At 41.9% G+C, this 23,376-nt stretch carries 19 protein-coding genes and 1 pseudogene; 13 read left to right on the forward strand and 7 right to left on the reverse strand.

What is annotated here, in order from left to right; translation table 11 throughout:
- Positions 1 to 72 precede the first annotated feature (72 nt).
- A complete protein-coding gene (locus tag AB4153_RS18370) occupies positions 73 to 1,872 on the reverse strand; it encodes a glycoside hydrolase family 9 protein (RefSeq protein WP_371998329.1) in 1,800 nt (599 codons plus the stop codon).
- A gap of 274 nt (positions 1,873 to 2,146) precedes the next feature.
- Here AB4153_RS18370 and mpl point away from each other — a divergent pair, with 274 nt between their 5' ends.
- The 10 genes and pseudogenes from mpl to dbpA all read left to right on the forward strand — a co-directional run bounded on the left by mpl (position 2,147) and on the right by dbpA (position 10,983).
- Complete coding sequence (mpl, locus tag AB4153_RS18375) at positions 2,147 to 3,547, forward strand: UDP-N-acetylmuramate:L-alanyl-gamma-D-glutamyl-meso-diaminopimelate ligase (RefSeq protein ID WP_371998330.1); 1,401 nt, start codon at positions 2,147 to 2,149, stop codon at positions 3,545 to 3,547.
- Positions 3,548 to 3,633: 86 nt separating this feature from the next.
- Positions 3,634 to 4,305: a flavin prenyltransferase UbiX gene (locus AB4153_RS18380; protein ID WP_248955576.1), complete on the forward strand. Its 672-nt coding sequence runs from the start codon at positions 3,634 to 3,636 to the stop codon at positions 4,303 to 4,305.
- Between the two features lie 39 nt (positions 4,306 to 4,344).
- On the forward strand, positions 4,345 to 4,875 hold the full coding sequence (hpt, locus tag AB4153_RS18385) for a hypoxanthine phosphoribosyltransferase (RefSeq protein WP_102526467.1): 531 nt from the start codon (positions 4,345 to 4,347) through the stop codon (positions 4,873 to 4,875).
- Positions 4,876 to 5,050: 175 nt separating this feature from the next.
- Positions 5,051 to 5,986: an ABC transporter ATP-binding protein gene (locus AB4153_RS18390; protein ID WP_102526468.1), complete on the forward strand. Its 936-nt coding sequence runs from the start codon at positions 5,051 to 5,053 to the stop codon at positions 5,984 to 5,986.
- Positions 5,986 to 6,756 (forward strand): ABC transporter permease, encoded by a 771-nt coding sequence (locus AB4153_RS18395; protein WP_102526469.1) that lies wholly within the window; start codon positions 5,986 to 5,988, stop codon positions 6,754 to 6,756. The genes AB4153_RS18390 and AB4153_RS18395 overlap by 1 nt, the downstream gene beginning before the upstream one ends.
- A 235-nt stretch (positions 6,757 to 6,991) precedes the next feature.
- Entirely contained in the window at positions 6,992 to 7,390 is a 399-nt protein-coding gene (locus AB4153_RS18400) for a MerC domain-containing protein (RefSeq protein WP_371998331.1), read from the forward strand.
- A gap of 210 nt (positions 7,391 to 7,600) precedes the next feature.
- The gene (locus AB4153_RS18405) at positions 7,601 to 8,050 is read left to right on the forward strand and encodes an SMI1/KNR4 family protein (RefSeq protein WP_102526471.1); all 450 of its coding nucleotides are present in this window, start codon (positions 7,601 to 7,603) and stop codon (positions 8,048 to 8,050) included.
- A gap of 239 nt (positions 8,051 to 8,289) precedes the next feature.
- Positions 8,290 to 8,529 carry a pirin family protein gene (locus AB4153_RS18410; RefSeq protein ID WP_371998332.1) on the forward strand — a complete coding sequence of 80 codons (240 nt, stop codon included), beginning with the start codon at positions 8,290 to 8,292 and terminating at the stop codon, positions 8,527 to 8,529.
- 216 nt (positions 8,530 to 8,745) lie between these two features.
- A pseudogene (locus AB4153_RS18415) lies at positions 8,746 to 9,428 on the forward strand (pirin family protein); the annotation flags it as partial.
- Positions 9,429 to 9,579: 151 nt separating this feature from the next.
- Positions 9,580 to 10,983: an ATP-dependent RNA helicase DbpA gene (dbpA, locus tag AB4153_RS18420; protein ID WP_102526473.1), complete on the forward strand. Its 1,404-nt coding sequence runs from the start codon at positions 9,580 to 9,582 to the stop codon at positions 10,981 to 10,983.
- A 117-nt stretch (positions 10,984 to 11,100) separates the two neighbouring features.
- On the opposite strand, the gene AB4153_RS18425 is transcribed toward dbpA, so the two are convergent.
- The 4 genes from AB4153_RS18425 to AB4153_RS18440 all read right to left on the reverse strand — a co-directional run bounded on the left by AB4153_RS18425 (position 11,101) and on the right by AB4153_RS18440 (position 15,118).
- Positions 11,101 to 11,505, reverse strand: a complete 405-nt coding sequence (locus AB4153_RS18425; protein ID WP_371998333.1) for a hypothetical protein — start codon at positions 11,503 to 11,505, stop codon at positions 11,101 to 11,103.
- Between the two features lie 156 nt (positions 11,506 to 11,661).
- Positions 11,662 to 12,423, reverse strand: a complete 762-nt coding sequence (locus AB4153_RS18430; protein ID WP_371998334.1) for a DUF6445 family protein — start codon at positions 12,421 to 12,423, stop codon at positions 11,662 to 11,664.
- 256 nt (positions 12,424 to 12,679) lie between these two features.
- Positions 12,680 to 13,450, reverse strand: a complete 771-nt coding sequence (locus AB4153_RS18435; protein ID WP_371998335.1) for a hypothetical protein — start codon at positions 13,448 to 13,450, stop codon at positions 12,680 to 12,682.
- Between the two features lie 225 nt (positions 13,451 to 13,675).
- On the reverse strand, positions 13,676 to 15,118 hold the full coding sequence (locus AB4153_RS18440) for a DEAD/DEAH box helicase (RefSeq protein ID WP_102526476.1): 1,443 nt from the start codon (positions 15,116 to 15,118) through the stop codon (positions 13,676 to 13,678).
- 679 nt (positions 15,119 to 15,797) lie between these two features.
- Here AB4153_RS18440 and AB4153_RS18445 point away from each other — a divergent pair.
- On the forward strand, positions 15,798 to 16,850 hold the full coding sequence (locus tag AB4153_RS18445) for a DUF3626 domain-containing protein (RefSeq protein WP_371998336.1): 1,053 nt from the start codon (positions 15,798 to 15,800) through the stop codon (positions 16,848 to 16,850).
- A 116-nt stretch (positions 16,851 to 16,966) separates the two neighbouring features.
- Here AB4153_RS18445 and AB4153_RS18450 read toward each other — a convergent pair whose 3' ends face one another.
- Positions 16,967 to 17,848, reverse strand: a complete 882-nt coding sequence (locus tag AB4153_RS18450) for a sensor domain-containing diguanylate cyclase (protein ID WP_229371984.1) — start codon at positions 17,846 to 17,848, stop codon at positions 16,967 to 16,969.
- Between the two features lie 424 nt (positions 17,849 to 18,272).
- Between AB4153_RS18450 and cydD the strand changes: the two genes are divergently transcribed.
- Both cydD and cydC read left to right on the forward strand, forming a co-directional pair.
- Positions 18,273 to 20,126, forward strand: a complete 1,854-nt coding sequence (gene cydD / locus AB4153_RS18455; RefSeq protein WP_371998337.1) for a heme ABC transporter permease/ATP-binding protein CydD — start codon at positions 18,273 to 18,275, stop codon at positions 20,124 to 20,126.
- Entirely contained in the window at positions 20,126 to 21,904 is a 1,779-nt protein-coding gene (cydC, locus tag AB4153_RS18460; protein ID WP_371998338.1) for a heme ABC transporter ATP-binding protein/permease CydC, read from the forward strand. Before cydD ends, cydC begins: the two co-directional genes overlap by 1 nt.
- Positions 21,905 to 22,057: 153 nt before the next feature.
- Here the strand turns inward: cydC and AB4153_RS18465 are convergent, their stop codons facing one another.
- The gene (locus AB4153_RS18465; protein ID WP_303515466.1) at positions 22,058 to 22,642 is read right to left on the reverse strand and encodes a hypothetical protein; all 585 of its coding nucleotides are present in this window, start codon (positions 22,640 to 22,642) and stop codon (positions 22,058 to 22,060) included.
- Positions 22,643 to 23,376: the final 734 nt, after the last annotated feature.

A 23,376-nucleotide genomic window follows, 5' to 3' on the forward strand; every position in this document is an offset into this window, starting at 1 on the left:
CCGCGTTAACAATATGGATCTTAGCTTCAGTTGCTTCAGTTGCTTCAGTTGTTTAAGTTGCTTCAGTTCATTTTACTGAGAAAGCGCCGCTAGCATGTATACCAGTGGCGCATTCCAGTTAATCGCCACCTCATTACTGGCATAGCTGCAACCATGGTCAATATATGACTTAGCAGGATGTTTCGACGGGTAAATTCCGCCTTGTTTTTTACAGTCGCCAGCATCTTGTTGACCCGGTTGAGGCCCGCCAGCTAAGAATCCTGGGATTGGCGCTTTAATGCCATCAGCCATAGAGGCACGGTGATGAACATTCATTGGTGACATGAGTCCTACACCTGTCACGAAAGACATTCCTAAAGGGTTACGGCCAAAAATGTAATCGACAATGGCCTCTGCATGTTTGGTATATAAACTGTCTTGTTGTTCTGTGGTGGATAATAACTGACTAACGCGATGTAAAGTCACTGCTTTATTAAGCATGTTGGAGTTACTGCCCCAAACAAAATCTTGCTCACTAATCGCAAGGCCGTAAGCTGAGTCTTCGCCCACCTTTGTCCAGCTATCGGTCAACTTCAATAATTGTGACTGGGCTTGCTGCTTTAATTTTTGGGGTGACTTGTCAGTCGTTGCTATGGTGATTAAGGCTAAGGCTTCGACTTTATCCCATTCAGGAATTCGTAGTTGTTTGGGTAACTCAATTGTATTGAGGTATTCATCTTCGCCAGTGGCTGCAAATAACTCAGCAGCAGCCCATAACCATTCATCTTTCAGGTTGTCTCCTGCTGTCGCGTAAGCACCGGTGTGAATATCATCGGGTTGTTGATAATGAATGTCGGGATTTTTAATCGCCCATTGCCATGCATATTTGGCCGCGCGAAGTAATTGCTGGCTGTAGCGAGTGTTATCAAAGGAGGTTACTGGCAAGTTTGCATCATATTGAGCCAATATTTGGCTCGCTTTAGCCATCGTCGCTGCAAAACCTAAAGTGGCAGCGGTAGATTTAGCGATGATATAACGGGGCTGGTCCATCATGTGCGGCATTTCATCTTCGCCGGTAAAACGTTTGGTGGTGAGCTTGTGGTACAAACCGCCATCAGCGGGATCTTGCATTGTGAGCATCCAATCCATATTCCACAGGATTTCATCAAGGGTGTCGGGCAAGTTATTGCTTGATTCTGGAATATTAAGCGAGAGGTTCGATAGGGCGTCAGTTTGTTCAGCAAGTGCACTGAGTAAGGTGTACACAGTAATGTTGGAGTTGACGATATACTTGTTGTAATCGCCAGCATCGTACCAGCCTTTTGGCGATGAAATCACTGTGCCTTCGGGCCTAGTTTTTGACGCTGCAGATTTATGAATATACACAATGGTATCTGGGTGCGCCGCTGGGCGGGCATATATACCTGCATACTCTTGTTGGATTACAGCGCCACTGCGATTATAAAAGTAAGCACGCATGGCTGTTTTTAATGGCTGATTATAGCGAGATTCAGAGATTGAAAAAGGGTGGGAGGTTGCAAGAGAGTCAACTTTTAGCTGGTATTCCCCCGCTTGAGTAAAATCACCAAATTGAGCGAGTTTTACGGTTTCTGCTGAGGGTGCCCACGCTTTAGCTGCGCTGAGTTTGCCTTGATAAACGGTTTTACCTGACGTTTGTTCAATGAGGCTAAAATTCTCAGACGCTGTATTACTGACCACGGCAGTTTTTGCTGCATTCACTCCAAAACCAAGTTGATTAAAACGAATATCCTGTTCATCGGCAACACTACTGTGACTGACCAGTGCAGTGATACTCATACATGCCAACAGGCTTGCTGAGCGTTTAAAAGGTGATATCCACTGGTTGGTCTTATTGCTGATGAGGTTATTCATATTAAGTCCTTGTTGAAAATCGGCTAAGCCATTATTACGGCTTTTTTATCAATAAAGAAACATGACCAGCTAGAATTGATTATGCAGGATAACTAACAATCTTGATGTTCAGGTATTAAGGACAATACCATAGGGCGTTGTTGGCAACGATTACATAGTTCTAACTAAGTTGTGCGTTAGTGATGGCTAAACATTAAAGCTTGTTATTGTGAGCTGACAATCTCAGTCGCAATGCTTTAGAATAAGCCATTCTTTATTCAGACAGAGCAATTGCATGCACGTACATATTCTTGGGATCTGTGGCACTTTTATGGGCGGCCTCGCATTATTAGCCCGTGCGATGGGACACAAAGTGACTGGTAGTGATGCCAATGTTTACCCACCAATGAGCACTCAGCTAGAAGAGCAAGGCATTGAGCTTATTCAAGGTTTTGATCCTGTGCAGTTAGGTAAAGAGGGTGAAAATCAACCTGACTTGGTTGTGATTGGCAATGCTATGAGCCGTGGTAATCCTTGTGTTGAGGCCGTGCTTAATCGTGGTCTTAAATACACTTCTGGACCGCAATTCTTATCTGAGTATATTTTGCCAGAACGTTGGGTATTAGCGGTTTCTGGTACCCATGGAAAAACGTCGACTTCAAGTATGTTGGCGTGGGTACTGGAGTATTGTGGTTACGAGCCCGGCTTTTTAATTGGCGGTGTGCCGCAAAATTTTGGTGTATCAGCAAGATTAGGTAACTCGCCGTTTTTTGTGGTTGAAGCCGATGAATATGACAGTGCCTTTTTCGATAAACGTTCTAAGTTTGTCCATTACCGTCCGCGCACGTTAGTGATTAATAATCTCGAGTTTGATCATGCCGATATCTTCAGCGATCTCGCCGCGATACAACGTCAATTTAATCATGTTATTCGCACTGTTCCTGGCGAGGGCAAAGTGATTTGGCCTGCTGAGGTCGATGCAGTTAAAGAAGTCATTGAACTTGGTTGCTGGAGTGAGCAAGAGCAGTTTTATGCCTCGCCAACCAAAGGCCTGCAAGTGGCTCAAGGTTGGTATGCCAATACGATCGCTGCAGATGGACATGAATTTGAAGTGATGTTTAATGGCGAGTCTCAAGGCATTTTAAACTGGGGCCTTATCGGTCAGCATAATATCGAAAATGCAGTGATGGCTATAGCTGCGGCTCGTCATGTGGGCGTAGCCCCTCATCATGCCATTGAAGCATTAACCAAATTTTCCCCGCCTAAGCGCCGTTTAGAGTTACTTGATACGGTTAATGGCATTGCTGTTTATGATGATTTTGCCCATCACCCAACGGCTATTGAAACAACACTACAAGGTTTACGTGCCAAAGTGGGGGTAGGCGAAAAGGCTTCAGGTAAATTGATTGTGGTACTAGAGCCACGCTCAAACACCATGAAAAGCGGCGTTCACAAAGATACTCTTGCTGAATCTATGTCATTGGCGGATTGTGCCTTTTTGTACCAAGCTGACAATATCGGTTGGGATATTGAAACCAATATGGCTAATGCCAGTATTCCTGTGACAGTATCGACAGATATTAATGACATAATTGCTTTAGTGACGGCAACAGCTTGTGAAGGTGATACGATCGTTATCATGAGTAATGGCGGTTTTAATGGTATTCATCAGAAACTGATTGCTGCTTTAAAATAATTGTCATCGATTGAAGCTTTTATTGACTTTATTTTAGTGATGAAACGTATACAGGGCTAACGACAACGTTAGCCGTTAGAGAGTTTATGAGTAATACAACACAGTACAAAAAAACAGATAAAGCGATCAGCCTTGCATGGACTGGCGCTTCTGGCGCGCCTTATGGGTTAAAGCTGCTACACAGTTTACTAATGGCCGAATATCAAGTGTTTTTGATGATATCAAGCGCCGCGCGCGTGGTACTTGCCACTGAAGAAGGTTTGCAGCTCAGTGCCAATGCTGAAAAAGCCCGCGAACAATTGCTGAGCCATTTTAATATGACTGGTTCAGAAGTTGGTGAGCTGGTGGTATTGGGCAAAGATGAGTGGTTTTCGCCGCCCGCATCAGGCAGCGCTGCGCCAAAGCAAATGGTGATTTGTCCCTGCTCAACAGGCACTTTAGCAGCCGTTGCAACAGGAATGAGCAATAATTTGTTAGAAAGAGCCGCAGATGTGGTAATAAAAGAGCGGGGTCAATTAATCTTAGTACCAAGAGAAACCCCCTTTAGCGCCATACACTTAGAACATATGTTAAGCCTGACACGTAACGGCGCGACCATCATGCCTGCAGCGCCAGGCTTTTATCACCATCCCCAATCGATAGAAGATCTGGTAAACTTCATGGTTTCCCGAATTCTAGATCATTTGGGTATTGAACATGGGCTGACAAATCGCTGGGGTTATGCTGCACAAAAGTCTCGCGACGACACCGCAATTTAACTTAAGTTAAGCCCGAAAATCACGACAATTGAGAGTAATATGAAACACACAACCGAAGTGATGATTTCTGCAGAAGAAATCAACGAAAAACTGGATATATTAGCTGAAAGGATTAATGCCCATTACGCAGACAGCGAGCGTTTGTTAATGGTCGGCTTATTGAAAGGGTCTGTGGTTTTTATGGCTGACCTATGTCGCCGTATTAAGGGCCATGTTGAAATCGACTTTATGTCAGTTTCAAGCTATGGCAATGCAATGACAAGCACACGCGATGTGAAGATCTTAAAAGATGTATCATCTGAGATCATCGATCGTGACGTATTGATTGTTGAAGATTTAATTGATTCAGGCAATACCTTAAATAAAGTACGTGAAATGCTATTACTGCGTGAGCCAAAAAGCTTAGCGCTGTGTACTTTACTGGATAAGCCTGAGCGCCGTGAAGTAGACGTACCTGTCGACTTTATCGGTTTTACCATTCCTGACGAATTTATCGTAGGTTATGGTATCGACTACGCTGAGCAGTATCGTAACTTGCCTTACATCGCGAAAGTTGTGCCATTAGATTAATGTCACCTTTTGAATGTAAACTCCCGCTATAGGCGGGAGTTTTGTTTTGGGCGTCATAAAGTTTTGCGTCTTTTACGTATACGCTGCGTCATTTACAATACCTTGTTTACAATAGGCTATTGATAGCAAGTCATGTAAACGTGTAATTCGCAATTTATGGATCAGAGGAATGACAATGAGCAACAACACCAATGCTTTGGTGATCGAAAACCTGCAAAAAACTTATAAAGGCGGCGTTCACGCTGTTAAAGGAGTTAGCTTAACCGTTGAACAAGGTGATTTTTTTGCTTTGTTAGGGCCCAATGGTGCCGGTAAGTCGACGACCATCGGGGTGATTAGTTCATTAGTGCAAAAGTCTTCTGGTAGCGTGAAGGTGTTTGAATATGACATCGATAACAACCTAGAACGAGCCAAAATGTGCATCGGTTTAGTGCCGCAAGAGTTTAATTTCAACCAGTTTGAAACCGTGCTGCAAATTGTAGTTAACCAAGCGGGTTACTATGGGGTGACTAGAAACCTTGCCCTAGAGCGCGCCAAAAAATATCTGAGCCAATTAGATTTGTGGGAAAAACGCGACAGCCAAGCTAGAGCATTATCTGGCGGCATGAAACGCCGTTTAATGATTGCTCGTGCACTGATGCATGAACCAAAGCTATTAATTTTAGATGAGCCTACAGCTGGGGTAGATATCGAACTTCGCCGCTCAATGTGGCAATTTTTAAAAGATATTAATAACCAAGGTGTGACCATTATTCTCACCACCCATTACCTTGAAGAAGCAGAAATGCTGTGCCGTAATATCGGTATTATTGATAAAGGCTTGTTGGTGGAATGCACCAGCATGAAAACGTTACTCAGTAAGCTTGATGTAGAAACCTTTATTCTTGATTTACGCCAAGATATTAAAGCTGCACCTGTGTTGGAAAACATGAATAGCCGCTTGGTCGATGGTCACACATTAGAAGTGGATGTGGCCAAAGCACAAAACTTAAATGAGTTATTTGCTCAGCTAAGTAAACAAGATATTGAAGTATTATCAATGCGTAACAAAGCTAACCGTCTTGAAGAGTTGTTTGTTGAGTTAGTTGAAAAAGCCAAGGAGGCAAAATAATGAATCAACTTTATTGGGTTGCCTTTAAAAGTATTCTGACTAAAGAAATTAATCGTTTTACCCGTATCTGGGTGCAAACTCTAGTTCCGCCAGCCATTACCATGACCTTGTATTTTTTGATTTTCGGTAACTTAATTGGTAATCGAATCGGTGAAATGGGCGGCGTGTCTTATATGGAGTTTATTGCCCCGGGTCTTATTATGATGTCGGTGATCACTAACTCCTATTCAAATGTAGCCTCATCATTTTTCAGTGCAAAAATGCATGGCAGCATTGAAGAATTGATGGTCGCGCCTGTACCACACTATGTGATGATTGCTGGTTACGTCGGTGGCGGTGTTGCCCGTGGATTGGCTGTTGGCTTGATTGTCACGCTGGTGGCGATGTTTTTTGTGAACTTATCACTACACCATGTTGGCTTAGTGATTATGACGGTGTTTTTAACCTCAGTGCTGTTTGCATTAGGCGGGTTAATTAATGCGGTATTTGCTAAAAGCTTTGATGACATTAGCATTATTCCGACCTTCATTTTAACGCCGTTAACTTATTTAGGTGGGGTGTTTTACTCGTTATCGTTACTGCCTGATTTTTGGCAAGGTGTATCGGCGCTAAATCCTGTGGTGTATATGATTAATGTATTCCGTTACGGCTTTTTAGGCTTTGCTGATATCAGCGTACCGTTATCGATTGCAATCATGGTCGGCTTTTGTGCCTCGTTATGGTTTGTCGCTTACTACTTAATTTCCCGTGGTATCGGGCTTCGTAGTTAAACGATAAAAATAATGTTTAATCGATTTTTTAAGGGCGCTTCGGCGCTCTTTTTTATGCCTATTCAATGGATAGTTTCAACTCGATTAAATCGTGAAATCAATTAACGAGCTTACTGAGTAAATTAAGTCTTGTTACTGTTTCTTATTCAGTTAAATTAGTGTTAAATACCACTCCAATTTAGCTTATGCTAAATCAATAATTGGCGCTCACGACTTAGAGATAAAAGGATTTCACATGACAAAGAATATGCAATCGCTACTGGATAAGCTGGCTATCGGGTTATCAAGTCTTTGCGCCTTACATTGTATTGCAACCCCAATATTACTTGCCTTGTTACCTTCGTTATCAGCATTGCCATTAAACGATCATTTATATCATGAGGTGATGGTGTGGTTGGTGCTGCCTACCAGTACGATAGCGGTGTTAATGGGCTGTCAACGCCACCGTGATACTAAAGTATTGATGTTTGCTATTGTTGGCCTGCTGACTTTGGTTGCATCTTCGGTTTATGGACATGACATTGTTGGTGAAGTTGGTGAGAAACTACTGACGTTAGCTGGCGCATTTATTGTTGCTTACGCGCATTGGCGTAATGTTAAACTATGCCGTAAACAAGTGTGTTGTAAAAAATAGTACCTTAAGCAAGAGTGCCGTAATAAAGAGTGCTCTGAATAATCAGCATTTTTAGCTCATGCTATGATTCAATGGCATGAGCTTGTTTCAATATTCCTCTAACACTCAAATCGCTTTTCCCATAACCCTTCAGTATTAAGCGCTTTAATCATCAGAGCCAGTGTATAATCCTTTCTCGTTTACGCCTTAAATTATATTGGAATCTCTAAAATGAATAGCATTGATCTCTTTGTCAAAAACTGGGGCAGTAAACATGCCATGGTACCGATTAAAAGTGATGATATCGACGCACTAGAATCAAGACTAAATGCTGTTTTACCTGACTCATATAAGTATTTAATTGCCACTTATGGTTTAGTGCATACACCCAATGTGTTAACTAAGATTTGTGATTTAGGTGTTGATATATCTGAAGTTCAGGACTTTTTAAGTCTTGATGATGTGAGTTTATTATCAAACTTATATGAAATGAGCGGTATGCCGAAAGGCCATATTCTGTTTGCTTCTGACTGTAAGGGCAACATGTTTTGTTTTAAGCAAACTGACTGCGCCGCGAGTCAAAAAGATGCACCTGTGTGGTTTTATAACCAGGCTTTGGGGACGGTTGAGAAAGTCTCAAACGCTTTTATTGAATGGTTAGAAGAGTTTAATAAGCTGTAAGGCTTCCGTGAAGATTAATTTCATGTGGTGAGATTAAAATCGACACTGTTATATCGTTACTCGCTATAAGCAACAAAACCGCCACGCCTTTGATTTTAATTATTTTTTCAATGAAATAGCTATTTTTATATAATCTAATACAAGTATAAAATCGAAAGATAACTACGCTTTAATGCAATATTCATTCGACTATATGCTTGATAAAGTGATCTCATTAAAGGTTAACTGAGCGCTTTATCATGAAAGTATTAAGCAAATTTACCGCTCGTCCAGCGATGGATGGCGATGGAGTGAACATTAAACGGGTAGCGGATTTTATGAATACCCGTTTTGATCCTTATTTAATGATTGATGAGATCAAGTCAAACGATCAGCAAGACTTTATTGGTGGTTTTCCACCACATCCGCACCGAGGTATTGAAACCTTTACTTATACCCATGTTACCTCAAGATGCTTTGTCAGGCACAAGCTCGGATAACAATGCAAGGCGTAAGCTGCGGTAATTGTTATTCACTTTTCAAAGGTTACAACGTAGCAGTGGTTTTCGAGCTTGCGCCCCGTAGGGCAAGGCAAATAGCACCAATCTTCGTTGTTATAAAATATCGATGTAGAATAACTATACTTCTATTTTATGCCTAGCATCTTGGCACTATTTGCCTTGCTGACTTTGCATCTTGAAGTATCATGGGTATAGATCCGTAAAGGCGGTTTTGAACATCGAGACCAACTCGGTAATGTTAAAGCTATTCGTGCAGGTGATGTGCAGGTGATGTGCAGTGGATGAGCACTGGAAGAGGCGTAGTGCATTCTGAAATGCCCCTTGCTGATGCTAACGAAGGCCTTCATGGGTTTCAGATTTGGCTTAACATGCCAGCCAAAGATAAAATGCGCCCCGCGATTTATCAAGACACAACAGGCACGCCTAATCCAGTCGTAAGCAATGATAGCGGCGCTAACCTTAAAGCACTGGCAGGCGACTGGCTGTTTGCCGATAGCCCTCAAATCATAGCGGCCAGCATTCAAGGTTTGGCGGGTAATGGTGCGATTGCGGATTTAATGCTAAATGAAAATGGCCAAGCACAACTTGATTTGTCGGCACATCAAAGTGTTAGTGTTTTCATTTATCAAGGCGAGCTTGAGTACGTCGATACCAGTGGAATGCAGGTAAAAGCGACAGAAGGCCAGCTATTAGTTATTGAACCAGAACTCAATACCCATATCAAAGCCGGGAATCAAGACACTGGCATTTTATTACTAGCAGGCTGTCCGATTAATGAGAAAATCGTACATATGGGGCCATTTGTGATGAATAGCCAAGCAGAGATAAATCAGGCCATTGATGATTATCAGCAAGGACGTTTTGGGGAAATTGTATAGGTTGATCTCAATCCGTTTTATGTGAATAAATGTCAGCGACTAACGGATAAAATTGCTACAATAGACATTCAAACATTTGGCCAAGGTATTTTATCCTTGGCCGAGTTGTTTCTATTATCCCATTTTGCTTTGATATCAGAGGATATTCACCTTGAGTCAGTCTACTGAACAGGCCGCTAATACGGCTTTCGCATCACTTAATCTTAAACCAGGTTTGTTTGATAATCTTAAAACCATGGGATACGAGTCTATGACTCAAATCCAAGCTGAAAGCTTACCAGCTATTCTTGCGGGTGATGACGTGATTGGCCAAGGAAAAACCGGCTCAGGTAAAACAGCTGCATTTGGTTTAGGTCTATTAAACAAACTTGATGTGAAACGTTTTCGCATTCAAACCATGGTGCTGTGTCCAACACGCGAATTAGCCGATCAAGTGGCTAAAGATATTCGTACTTTAGCCCGTGGCATTCATAACATTAAGGTGCTGACCTTATGTGGCGGCGTTCCAATGGGGCCGCAAATCGGTTCGCTTGAACATGGCGCGCACATTATTGTCGGTACACCTGGACGTATCGTTGATCATCTTGATCGTAATCGTTTAGATCTGAGTAACGTCAATATGTTGGTGTTAGATGAAGCCGATCGCATGTTAGAAATGGGCTTCCAAGATCATATTGATCAAATCATTGCTGAAACCCCTCATGAGCGTCAGACATTATTGTTCAGTGCGACTTTCCCTGAGCAAATTCAACAAGTTGTTGAACAGATTATGTATAAGCCTTTGATGGTTAAAGTTGAGGCGACTCACGACAACCATACAATTGAGCAGCATTTTTACCATACAGAAGACAATCAGGCTCGCTTAGAGGCATTGCAATTATTGCTCCTTGAAAAGCAACCTGAAAGCGCAGTGGTTTTTTGTAACACCAAACGTGAAACCCAAAAAGTGGCTGACACTTTAGCTGAGCAAGGTTTTAGTGTATTGGCTTTACATGGCGACTTAGAACAGCGCGATCGCGATCAAATGTTACTGCGTTTTGCTAACAAGAGTGCCCGCGTATTAGTGGCTACCGATGTGGCTTCTCGTGGTTTAGATATCGAAGATTTAGAAGCGGTATTTAACTATCACATTGCTTACGATACAGAAGTGCATATTCACCGTATTGGTCGTACAGGTCGTGCAGGTAGTAAAGGCGCTGCGTACACTTTCTTTAGTCATGCAGATGGCCACAGAATGGTTGAAATTGAAGAGCTGATTGGCAAAGAAATTGATGGTGAAACCTTACCGTCAATGAATGTGCTTAACAAGCAGCCGCAAGAAGCAGAAATGATCACCATCCAAATTGATGCGGGTAAAAAGCACAAAATCCGTCCTGGTGACATTGTGGGTGGCTTAACCGGTGAAAACGGTATTGATGGTGCTGATATTGGTAAAATTAAGGTCACTGATATTCGTTCGTTTGTAGCCGTTAAGCGTGACGCTTCTAAAAAAGCGTTGAACAAAATTACCAAAGGCCGCCTTAAAGGTAAGACTTACCGAGCCTGGTTTTTATAAGCCTAGCTTGTAAGAAAATAGTTTTAGTAAGCCAGTTTTTATAAATAGGCTTTAAAACAAAGCGAATTCAGTGGTTACTGAATTCGCTTTTTTGTGTTTATTAGATAGCTGAGCTGATTAAACTGCGTAAAGGCTTAGGCCGATTTTTAATGACGTAATTAAAAACACGTATATGCATAGCATGATGGATGTTTTACGTTTATAGGGCAGTAATTCAGGAATGATTACATTTTTTGAGTCTCGCTTTGCTTTATCTTGACTGCGGATATTGGGCTTTATAATGGATGAGTGCCAAATAAGAAACCAACGTATTTTGAGTTGGTATTCCACGTCGTTTAGGGTAAACCTACCATTGTGAAAAGGACTTAATAGTAAGTATTTATCTGTAATAACCTCAGTCTCTGACTGAGTATTATCAGGCAGCGTTAATAAGCGAAAGCGACATAGAAGGCGGTCGTAGTTTGCTTTAATTCGAGTATTTTCAAGTTGATGGGAGTGTTCTTCAAAGCGCTTAAATTTCATTAGGGTGGCATCCATATCATCCAGAAATATTTAACGCATATCTTAGTCTTGCCAGTAATGTGAATCTAGCGTTTATGAATGAAGCTTAATCACCTGTTTTTCAAAAAACACAACAATGACTTTATTAACAGTAACCACAATATTGATTTTGACAATTTAGGCGATACTAAAGAAAGAGTTAATTGATGTGCGATTATGTTCAGAACGCTTATCAAACTCTACTTCATCATTAATAATGGCGCTGTGAAGAATATTACCTGAATAGATAACGATGCGATTTGGCTTAGCGTCAATACTGAATACTTTTTCGAATAAGTCATCTGAATCTGTGATGTAGCCTTTTCGGCTTGCTGCAACTTGCTTAACCTCATCAACCATCTTAAAAATAATGTCTTTATCGTCGTGGGATAAGTGCAGTTTGTCAGCGCCTTTATAACGATAAAAGCTGGTGCCGCCCAATTGGACATCATTGAGATAATGCACTGCTGCCATATCGTGTTCAGCAAGGGAGTCAAAGTGTGGCATGGTTTGACTCGCATTGAGCTGTAATGGACTTAAAGTGACTTTAGATAACCAACACTTTGCAATTTGATGCTGCTTGAAGTATTCACCTTTAGGCTGCTTTGCCAGTAAGGTAATTAACGATGATAAAGATTGGTAATAGGGGCGTGGCATTTCATCTCGCATGCCAGGAAACAAGGTTCCATCGGCGCCGACATTATTGAAATAAGCTTTTGTTTTGCTGTAATCGACAAGAGACGCAAAGTCAGTAATGAAATCATCAATGACCCAGATGAGATGTTCAGAGTTAGGCAACTGCATTACTTGGATATGCAAGTTGGGATTGATTGAACTTGCTGAGTGGGCTGCTGTTTTTTTTGTATCATTACTTGCTGAATTAATTGAAGATATCGTCATGGTGAACAGTATTCCTTTACATTGATTTTTCGCTAATTCAAAAGTCGCTACCTACACAAGAGCACCTTGGCTAACAGCATCCTGGGCTAACAGCATCGTGTGTAACTTACGAGCTGATGCTAGGCGTAGATCAATATAAAGTGATATTTAAACTAATGACTTACGAGCTTAAGCACGCTGATGATATTGGTTTTATCACGCTGGCAGTATTAGTCTTTAGTCGGAATGGTGTTATCTATCCATCACGTTGAGGTCATTACTGATTTTCAACCGTTGAATCATCAACTTCTGACAACATGTGGATCAGGGTTTCACCTTCTTCGTTTCCTATCAGATAGGTCCATGTACTGGCATTTTTACTTAATGAAGTCTCTTGCAGTCGCTGGCTTACTAACATCCAACCATTGGGTTCTAGCTCTTCACCGCGAACCTCACAAGTGGTGGTTTTACAGTTGACTGAGGTGATATTGACCATGTCAGCATATTCACTCAAAGCAAAAGAATCTTTTAATGCTTGCTCACGCTCCGTGGCCCATTCTTGATTGATGTCAGCTTGGTGATGGCGCTTAAATAGTGCGACCATGTCTCCTTGTTGTGAAGCTATCGCATTGGCAAAATTTTCAGGAACCCACTGGTTTGCTTGATCAGTGCTGATGCTGTCTGGCTCAGGATGAAATGGCGAGTCATGGGTTTGCTCTGTGACTTGATCTATCTCGCTGTAAGCCAGTTCAACTTGCTGTTCGAGTAATCCCATTGATGAGTTCATAGCGTCGATTAAACTGTTTTTTTCAGCAAGCTGTTGTTTAAGTTGCAGCACTTCTTGTTTCAGTTCGCTGACGAGATGACTGGATTCTATGGCTAACTCTGATGGCTGGGAGGTAACACCTTCACTTGTGGGTGTTTTACTCAGTTGATTACTTTGAGACTCTTCTGCTTGATTAAGCTGACCTTTTCCCATTTGTAAACCAACAAACAGGCTGGCAATAGCCAGCAATAATATTAGAATCAATACACCTAAATACTTCATAACTCTTCCATGAAAAATTGTCTTTATCCCGTGTAATTATCATGAACGATGAGAGTGGATCTGGCAACTTTCAAGTGTTTATCGTTAATGAGTAAGCAAGGTGTAGATTTTATGCTGGTGTTTTTGAATAACAAAAAAGGCATGAAAGCTTGGCTTTCATGCCTTTAAATCATTAACTATTTGCTGAAAATCGAGCTAAGTTAACGCTAAATCAGTGAGTCGCTATTAACGTCTCGCATTCGCGTAAGGATCAACCTTGCCTTGTGAACTTGAGTTGTCAGTGCGGCCTTGGCGACGATTTTGTGGTTTTTTATTACCATCTGATTGAGCATTTTCAGCTTCTGCACGAGCGCGGGCGCGTTGACGTTGGCTTGGCTTATCTGAATTGCCTTTCGGCGCTGGACGCTGGCCCTGTTTAGTGCTTTGGCCTTGTTTTTGTCCATCAGCTTGATTGGCGTGCTTACGACGATTCGGGTTTGGCTTTTTATGATTAGCCGCGCGATGACCGCCTTTTAAGCTTGCTTCTGGTAAGTCATGACATGCTTCATAGCCTTCGATGACTTTACGCTCGACAGTGCGCTTAATCAGTCTTTCGATGTCATGTAATAACTTCACTTCTTCATCGCTAACTAAAGATACTGCTAAACCCGTTGCACCAGCGCGGCCAGTACGGCCGATACGATGCACATAATCTTCAGGGACATTAGGTAGGTCAAAGTTAACGACAAAAGGCAATTGGTCGATATCAATACCACGGGCAGCGATATCGGTAGCAACCATGACTTGTGCTTTACCCGCTTTGAAATCAGCTAAGGCTTTGGTTCGCGCACCTTGGCTTTTATTACCGTGAATAGCCACTGCATTGATGCCGTCAGCATCTAAGTTTTTCGCTAAGCGGTTAGCGCCATGTTTGGTGCGAGAAAATACCAACACTTGATGCCAGTTATTTTCTTTAATTAGCTTAGTTAAGATACGCGCTTTACGGCTCTTATCTACGGCATAAACACTTTGTTCAACCGTGTTAGCAGTCGCATTACGTGGCGTAACTGAAATCTCAACTGGATTATTCACTAAGCCTTTTGCAAGTTCACGGATTTCATCTGAAAACGTTGCTGAGAACATTAGGTTTTGGCGTTGTTTTGGCAACATAGCCAAGACTTTCTTAATATCGCGAATAAAGCCCATGTCTAACATGCGGTCGGCTTCATCTAAGATTAAGACTTCAAGTTGGCTGAAGCTTAATGCTTTTTGTTGGCATAAATCTAATAAGCGTCCTGGGGTCGCCACTAGAATATCAACGCCATTTCTTAGGGTGGTAATTTGTGGATTAATTGATACGCCACCAAATACAACCGCAGATTTAAGCGGTAAGTTTGCGCCGTAAGTCGACACGCTTTCAGCAACTTGTGCTGCTAGCTCACGTGTTGGTGTTAATACTAAAGCACGAACTTGGCCACGCTTAGCGCGCTGACCTTTTGAGAGTAGTTCTAATAATGGCAGGGTAAAACCTGCTGTTTTTCCTGTACCCGTTTGGGCAGCGGCCATTACGTCTTTGCCTTCTAGGACGGCAGGAATAGCTTGTTCTTGGATTGCTGAAGGGGTGTCATACCCTTGTTTTTCAACAGCTTTTAAAATTGCTGCGCTTAAGCCTAGTGAGGCAAAACTCATAGAATGATCTCTTTGGGCAACGTATACGTTGCTATGACTGAATAGGGGGCCACGAAATGGCGGGCGTGAAGCTTACCTGAAACACTGCTAGAGCGCCATCTAATCGCTTAAATATTCTTCTTTAATGGCCGTTACTAGTGGAATATAAGCCATATGCAATGGGCTTATTTCATCAGTATCTAGGGCCTGTTGTTCTTTGCTGGTTAAGTTTTGTTCGAAATAAAAGCGTTGTAATCGAGGCGGATGAGTTGATGCCTAGTCATCTAAGCAAAATGCATCCAACAAAGAGTAAAACGCTTTTAGTCGAACCCTTTGGGCAGCGTTTGTTGGTCATTTTTACTGCGTTATCGACTTTTTATGTAGAATAACTACACCACAAAGTCTCTGTCTTGCGCCCTTGATGCATAGAATGGCCAACAACTCGCTGCAAAAACAACCTTGAAAGATCAACAGGCCCTAGGGATTAGTTATTTGAGGTTTTGTTCTGCAAAGAATGGTGAGTACGATGTTTCAACATCTTGATGAGGGTTAACCGCATAGGTAGATGAATTAGTTTTAATCTTTTGTGCTAAATCCGTGTATTTTACATACAATGAAATACAAGCACTTAGCTGTATTTTATCCAGCAAGTCGTTAGATATTGGATAGTGTTAATCACAGATGCAAAGGAGGGCAGGTTATGAATCGAAAGTCAGCAGCGCAAATCCATATCGAGCATAGCGTTGCCTGTTTGCGCGAGCACTCAAGTGCGGTAATTAAAAATGTCCTGTTAATGTCTAACATTGATACTGCAGCGGTTCATAAGGCTATGCAAGCCTTGCATCAACATGGCCGAGTGGCCTTGCATTTTCACCCCGATCGTATTGATAGCCGTGGATTATCAGTCGCAGCTGGGTTACTTAAGGACGGTTGTTATAAAAGCCAGTTTGAAACTCATATCTCAAATGGGCAATTGTCACCGGAATTAGGTGGCCCAAGAGACCACTGGGAAAACCAACTTTTTGGTCATAGTTACTCAGGAGTTAAACTACGCCCTAAGTATGGTGCATTAGATCTTGGTCTATGCCCAACGGGGCCGGCTCCTCGATTTGGCAGTTGTTACTTTCTTACCCACACTCAAGTACTTTCGCGCTGTACATTCAGTTATATGGATTCCTATCGCTTACCTAAAGAAAAAGGCACGTTAAGTTGTTTTGAGGTGATCTTGGCAGCGTTACTCAGCGAGTGTTTTGAGCGCCAATATGCTTTAGGAGTGAAAGAGATTAAGCCTGCGGATATGGTTAATCATCTGTGGCAGCAATTACCTCAAGGTGTGAGAGTACGTTTCGACATGCCTGCTTTATCTAATCTTGATCATTATATTGAAGCGCAAATTCATGGTGAAGTCTCGTTAGAGCATGATATTGGCTATCTTGTTGCTGATCCAAGCTATAAAGATACAGATATAGGTGAGCTGATGCAGTCAATGTGCCACGAGTATGATATTGAACTGTTGTGGCATCAAGGCTATCAGCTTGATGTGGAGCAGGTGCCTGATGACTTTCGAGGGGCGACAATGCCAGAACTTGCCAAGGTGATTGCTAGAGACAAGCAAATAAATGCAGATATCATTGGCAGAGCTGCACAGGTGCTTACTGAAAAACCAGTGCCTTGGAGTCAAAGAACTAAGCAGGCTCAGCAAGTACAACAGCTTAAACTGATGTGGCATGTATTAGTTAAATTTGGCGTTTAATGGCAAATTCAAATCGTTAGCTAAATAAAGCCCATTCATGACTATTTACCTCACTTTTTCAACTAACTTTTCACCTAACTTTTCAACTGCCTTTTACACCGAATAAACTATCAAGCTTAGCCAAATCGATAAGTAGCTCCGCCCTGGCGCTTTGATTTATACATCGCAAAATCTGCTGTTTTGATTAAGGTATCAAAGTCGTCACCGGAATCAGGAAAGGTCGCAATACCAATACTGCAATTAAGCAAAACGGGTTGAGCGTTTATTGTAAACGGCTTGTCTAATGCACTGATTAAGATATCAGCCATGCGCGAGATGTCATTATTGTCAGTAATGTCCTCCAGTAATAATACAAACTCATCCCCGCCAATTCTGGCTAAAGTATCCGACTCTCTGATGACTTTATGCAGTCTGGTTACCGCTTCAATTAGAACAGAATCCCCTTGGCAATGCCCATAGGTATCATTGATGTTCTTGAAATCATCTAAATCCATATAGAACAAGCTGAACTTAGTGTTCATGCGTTTGCAGCGTTCGATGGTTTGTTTAACTCTGTCCATTAACAAATAGCGATTGGGTATTTGCGTCAGCTGGTCATAGCAGGCGAGATTTAATACTCGTTGGGCATCTTCAACACGTTTAGTGATGTCTCGGTTAATCCCTAAAGCACCAATAAATTGCTGCTCGTCATCAAACAATGGCACACACATCGACTCTACCCAACCGATAGTGCCGTCTTTATGTAAAAAGCGTATTTCGCCCGTCCATTTGCCATGTTGTTCAACCGAGGAAATGACCAACTCAGTGATAGAGGCACTGTCTTCGGGGACATGTAAAATACTCACTGATTGGCCGAGTATTTCATCTTTACTGTAGCCATAAAGTTGTTGTGAACCGCAGTTCCAGTCAATGATAATACCTGTGGTATCAGTGACTACAACCGAGTCAAATAAGTAGTTGAATGCTTGTGCTCTGTGGGCTGAAAGATTAACGTCCATTTTTTAATTACCTTCTTCATCCTATTAGAAAGTGCAATCGTATAATTTATCGTGATTGTCATTTACGCTAAGTAAGCTGATATGGCTATTGCTTAGTTAATCGCTTTCTTGCATGTAAGCATTGAGTGAGAAACTTTATTGATTAAAACTATAATCAAAAGAAACATAAAGTTCTGTGCTTTTAAGAACGTTAATACTCACTATCAAATAGAAATATTGATTCAATTTGATGAACAAATATTTACCTTTCTTTTACTGTCCTGCTGATGACTATCGCGTAGAATTATAGTTCATCATTAACACAGTGTTTATTAGCAATGTGTGAATCAGTTAACACTTCTCTATAAGCGGCTGTTATCGAAGCTGTTAGCTTGCGATACTGCGGCAATTTTCCTCATTTAGTGCGATCATTTTCAGGAATGTAATGGATAAAACCTTAGAAAAATCTCTCGGCCAGTGGCTTAAACAACAGAAGTCATCTTGCGGCATATTCTTGAAACTCACCATTTTTACCGGTGCACTTAACGGTGTGGCGATTGTCGTGCAAGCATATTTGTTGGCACATATCTTACACGGCGTGATTATGCTCGAATTAGCCATGGCGAGCTTTAGCAGTCAATTTATCGGGTTAATTGCACTGATTATTGTGCGAGCAGGGCTAGCTTATGCACGTGAGCGATTAAGCTTTGAAGCGGGTAAACGACTACGAAGTGACATTCGTGAAGCTGTGTTGAACAAACTCACCGATTTAGGACCTGCGTTTATCAAAGGAAAGCCAGCGGGAGCATGGGCGAGCATCGTGCTTGAGCAGGTTGAAGACTTACATGATTTTTATGCTAAGTACTTACCACAAATGATGCTAGCGGGTTTTATTCCGTTGATTATTTTGGTGTCAGTATTTCCGCTTAACTGGGCAGCTGGACTGATTCTATTTGCCACAGCGCCGCTGATCCCAATGTTTATGATTTTAGTTGGTATGGGCGCGGCTGATGCCAACCGTAAAAACTTCAGTGCATTATCAAGATTAAGTGGCCACTTTATGGACCGCTTAAAAGGCTTAAGTACACTTAAATTATTTCACCGTGGTGAGACTGAAGTGAACAAAATTGAGACGGCCTCAGAAGACTTTAGGCAAAGAACCATGTCGGTGCTGAGAATGGCATTTTTAAGCTCGGCGGTATTAGAGTTTTTTGCTGCATTATCCATTGCTGTGCTGGCGGTGTACTTTGGTTTTAGCTATTTAGACCACCTAAACTTCGGCCATTATGGCGCTGGAATCACCTTATTTACCGGTCTATTTATTCTGATTTTAGCCCCTGAATTCTTTCAACCACTTCGAGACTTAGGCACCCATTACCACGCCAAAGCGCAAGCCATTGGCGCAGCAGAGGCGTTAGTTGAATTACTAGAGCATCCAAACCCTTTAAAGCAGGTCGACGGTAAGTTCAGTGAACAAACCGCGCAACAGCATGAGGTTTCGTTAGATAACATTGCCATTTCAGCAACAGAGCTCGAAGTGCTGACATTGGAAGGAACCGCTTTACTTGGGCCGATTTCTTTTGAGGTGCAAGCAGGGCAAAAAGTCGCGGTGGTTGGCCCAAGCGGCGCGGGTAAAACCAGTTTACTCAATGCATTATTAGGTTTTCTACCCTACAAAGGCTCGCTCAAAATCAATGGTGTTGAGTTAAGTGTGCTGGATAAAAAACAGTGGCGTGAACACTTAGCTTGGCTTGGGCAAGATCCTCAACTATTCCATGGCAGTATTCGTGAAAACGTCTGCTTAGCTAATCCTGAATTAACTGATGCACAAGTGATGGCCTTACTTGAACAAGCCAACATTGCCGAATTTGTTAATCAACACCCCCAAGGCTTAGATACTGTCATTAGCGATCAAGCAGCCGGCGTCTCTGTTGGCCAAGCTCAACGTATCGCGCTTGCCCGTGCAATCGCACAACCTGCGAGCTTATTCTTACTCGATGAGCCTACAGCAAGCCTTGATAGTCACAGTGAAAAACTCGTGTCAGCATCACTTAAACAAGCGATGACAGCGCAAACCTGTGTGATGGTGACGCATCGTCTCGATCAATTACAAAGTATGGATAACATTCTGGTGATTGAAGCAGGGCGTATTGTGCAGCAAGGTGATTATGCTTTACTGAGCACTCAAATGGGTTTGTTTAAAAACATGCAACAACAAGATGATGACGGTTTATCACTGTATATTGATGAGCAAGAGCCAACAAAGACCGATGAACAAACTCAAAGGGAGGATGTGTAATGCAGCTATTACTGCCTTTCATTAAGTTATTTAAACGTCAGTGGTTAATGATGTCAGTTGGCTTATTGCTAACCTGCACAACGATCATTGCTGGCATTGGTTTATTATCTCTTTCGGGTTGGTTTTTATCAGCCACAGCCATTGCTGGTTTAACAGCAGCAACCGCCTTAGCGTTTAACTTTTTTACCCCAGCAGGTGGCGTACGCTTTTTATCAATCGCAAGAACAGCAAGCCGATATGGTGAACGGTTAGCGACCCATGAAGCCACGTTTAAGCTGTTAACAGAGCTTCGAGTTTGGTCGTGGAAAAAGTTATTGCCGTTAAGTGCCAGTAACCTGCAAGGCCTTAGACAAGGCGACATGCTCAATCGGTTAGTGGCCGATATTGATACGCTGGATCATCTTTATTTACGTTTATTAGTGCCAATGGCAGCCTCATTACTGACCGTTGTTGCCCTTTATGCATTCTTGTCTTGGTTTGACGCATCACTGGCATTAAGCCTGTGTGCTTTGTTAATTGCTGCATGGCTGATTTTACCGCTCGTATTTTATCGCTTAGGTAGAAAACCGGGTGAAGCGGTGGTAGACAGTAAACGCCGTTTTCGAGTGTTGATCTTAGATGTTATCCAAGGTCAGGCAGAGCTGACATTATTTTCAGCAAATGATCGCTACCGCCAAAAGCTACGTGAAGCTGAGTTATCACTCTTTACCAGTCAAACCGCGATGGCGCATGTGACCGGTTTAAGCCAAGCATTATTGATCATGGTCAATGGCGCCGCAGTTGTGATGATGATGTATTTTGCAGGTCATGGCGTGGGTGACAGTGTGCCACCAGGCCCGCTAATGGCAATGATGGTATTTGCCACCATGGCAACCATTGAAATGATGATGCCAATCTCTGGTGCATTTCAGCATTTATCAGGCTGTGTATTAGCGGCGAAACGCATTTCAGAAGTCACCGAGCAAACGCCTGATGTCGTATTTGGTCAAGAAACTCAGCTTGAGCGTACCGAGATTAACCTCAGCAATATTCACTTCGGTTATCAGGCTGACTCGCAGGTATTAACGGGGTTGAATTTAGATTTACCTCAGGGCAGTAAAGTCGCGCTATTAGGTGCAACAGGCTGTGGTAAATCGAGCTTATTAAGCTTAATCACCCGAGAATGGCAACCTCAGCAAGGTCAAATAACCCTAGGTGGCCGTGATATCAGTGAGTTTGATGAAGCGACATTACGTCGCTCAATGACCGTTGTTAGCCAACGTATTCATTTATTTGCAGGCACAGTACGTGACAACTTAGCTATTGCTTTGCCATACGTTGAAGGGCAAAAAAGACGCGCCAATGACGAGCAATTAACAGCAGTGTTAAAGCAAGTCGGCTTAGAGGTGCTTCTTAGTTCAAAAACCACCACAGATCGCGGTGAAGAAGTTGGCCTAGACAGCTGGATTGGTGAAGGCGGACGTCAGCTATCAGGTGGCGAGCAGCGCCGAATCGGTGTTGCCAGAGCTTTATTACGTGACGCGCCAATCTTGTTATTAGATGAACCAACGGAAGGATTGGATAAACGCACAGAACGTGAAATCTTACGTTTATTATTTACCTTAGCAAAAGGTAAAACCATGTTAATGATAAGCCATCGTTTAACCGCTATGGCCGAAATGGATTGTATTCATATGATTCATAACGGACAAATCACTGACAGTGGCAACCATCAACAGCTAATGGCTGACAGTGCAGATTACCAAAGTCTGTACAAGCATTTAGGTAAAGAAGTTTAATCGAACGGTTATTGCTAGAGAGGACTGTTATCGTTTGAAAGGAATTGGAAAACACTTTTGAAACGATAACGGCAACAAAAAAACGCTAATCGACTTGGAATTAAACCAAGCGATTAGCGTTTTCAGTTTTAGCTCAAGTTGAGGTGGTTGTGTTCAAAAAGGCAAATTAGACAATAGTTTAACTTCAATATCACTGCCCGCAGCATAAGGAATCTTTGAATAAATTATTGTATGATTATCATAACTACTTAAATGCTCATAATCAAAAAGTTTGCCCATTAAACTGATGTCAGTTGTTATAACAAAATTATTCGTTTTTTCGCGTGAAACATCGTAAAAATACTCATACATAGAACCATGCATTATCTGGCTTCCTTTGATGACAAATAATTCTTTAACAATTGAAGGGTTATTATTTTCATCTAAAGCCAATAATTGAGGTAAAAAGAAAGTAGACTTACTCGGACCTAAATTAGGGTGCACAATGATAGAAATAAACTTCTCAGAAGTTTTTACTTTATAGCCACTGATATACATTTTACCATCGTGGTTATTAATGCATTGGCTATCTTTACTTCCTATTTCGTCTTTTAGGGTAGAATCCACATTAATATTTTTATAACTTACCTGAGAAAAATCATTTATACAGTTTGTCGTTTTACTTAAATTACTTTGGTAATCGGTAATCGTACAACCAGATAAAATTACGCAAAAATAAATTAATATTGGTAGTTTCAACGATAGACTCCTTTGAATTACAATTAATTAGTTGGATTAGAGTAAACTTTACAAGGGAGTTTGATGGCACATGTTATTAAATGGCTTTTTCTTCCGTAAATGGTGTACTCGATGATTGTTTCGAGGCTACCCAACTCTGTCCTTAAGTGGATTTACTTTAATACAAAGCATGCAATTAATTCAATGTTTTTACTCAGATTTTTATTGGCGAGGTCATCTTGGAGTAGCTCAAATTCGTGGCGCTTCGCCCACCCCAGACTAAAAGGGAGTGAACTGCGACTCCCTCTTAGAACACCCCGCAGCTCCGGCGAAATTTAAACAGCAAAATTTCCAACGGAGAATTATCCAGCTTTAGCCTTTGTTTGTAGGCTGCTTCAGTAAGCTACAAAAATCACTAACGCTTCCGATGGGGCGTCCCTTCCCCTCGAAAGCTAGCCAGACATCCATGTCTGGACTCACGCGATTTTTTTGCTTACCTCAATTCAAATCGAACATTCAAAAAAGATCAAAAGCATAATAAATACAAATAACTTCCTAAAAATTAAGAACAACAAGCGAACTTGCAGGCTCAATGTTCCCCATTGAAATTGCTGAAATGTGTTGAAGAAAATAGCGTAAGCCTGACAGGACGTCAGGCTAGCTTTAGTTGGCCATGGATGGCCTTTCTAAAGCGTTAGCTATTTTCGAATAAGCGTGAGGCTTGCTCGCTGTTAAGAGCAATTTCGTAGGGGCGG

Source organism: Shewanella sp. 10N.286.52.E4 (assembly GCF_041468785.1).
GTDB lineage: Bacteria > Pseudomonadota > Gammaproteobacteria > Enterobacterales > Shewanellaceae > Shewanella > Shewanella electrodiphila.

Excerpts from the sequence above, each read along its gene's own strand:
- AB4153_RS18410 (WP_371998332.1), top strand. The coding sequence starts at position 8,290 with ATGAAAGTATTAAGCAAATTTACCGCTCGTCCAGCGATGGATGGCGAT.
- cydC (WP_371998338.1), top strand. The coding sequence starts at position 20,126 with ATGCAGCTATTACTGCCTTTCATTAAGTTATTTAAACGTCAGTGGTTA.
- AB4153_RS18400 (WP_371998331.1), top strand. The coding sequence starts at position 6,992 with ATGACAAAGAATATGCAATCGCTACTGGATAAGCTGGCTATCGGGTTA.
- AB4153_RS18425 (WP_371998333.1), bottom strand. The coding sequence starts at position 11,505 with ATGAAATTTAAGCGCTTTGAAGAACACTCCCATCAACTTGAAAATACT.
- AB4153_RS18445 (WP_371998336.1), top strand. The coding sequence starts at position 15,798 with ATGAATCGAAAGTCAGCAGCGCAAATCCATATCGAGCATAGCGTTGCC.
- AB4153_RS18390 (WP_102526468.1), top strand. The coding sequence starts at position 5,051 with ATGAGCAACAACACCAATGCTTTGGTGATCGAAAACCTGCAAAAAACT.
- AB4153_RS18450 (WP_229371984.1), bottom strand. The coding sequence starts at position 17,848 with ATGGACGTTAATCTTTCAGCCCACAGAGCACAAGCATTCAACTACTTA.
- mpl (WP_371998330.1), top strand. The coding sequence starts at position 2,147 with ATGCACGTACATATTCTTGGGATCTGTGGCACTTTTATGGGCGGCCTC.
- cydD (WP_371998337.1), top strand. The coding sequence starts at position 18,273 with ATGGATAAAACCTTAGAAAAATCTCTCGGCCAGTGGCTTAAACAACAG.
- AB4153_RS18395 (WP_102526469.1), top strand. The coding sequence starts at position 5,986 with ATGAATCAACTTTATTGGGTTGCCTTTAAAAGTATTCTGACTAAAGAA.
- AB4153_RS18435 (WP_371998335.1), bottom strand. The coding sequence starts at position 13,450 with ATGAAGTATTTAGGTGTATTGATTCTAATATTATTGCTGGCTATTGCC.
- AB4153_RS18405 (WP_102526471.1), top strand. The coding sequence starts at position 7,601 with ATGAATAGCATTGATCTCTTTGTCAAAAACTGGGGCAGTAAACATGCC.
- AB4153_RS18370 (WP_371998329.1), bottom strand. The coding sequence starts at position 1,872 with ATGAATAACCTCATCAGCAATAAGACCAACCAGTGGATATCACCTTTT.
- AB4153_RS18440 (WP_102526476.1), bottom strand. The coding sequence starts at position 15,118 with ATGAGTTTTGCCTCACTAGGCTTAAGCGCAGCAATTTTAAAAGCTGTT.
- AB4153_RS18430 (WP_371998334.1), bottom strand. The coding sequence starts at position 12,423 with ATGACGATATCTTCAATTAATTCAGCAAGTAATGATACAAAAAAAACA.
- hpt (WP_102526467.1), top strand. The coding sequence starts at position 4,345 with ATGAAACACACAACCGAAGTGATGATTTCTGCAGAAGAAATCAACGAA.
- AB4153_RS18380 (WP_248955576.1), top strand. The coding sequence starts at position 3,634 with ATGAGTAATACAACACAGTACAAAAAAACAGATAAAGCGATCAGCCTT.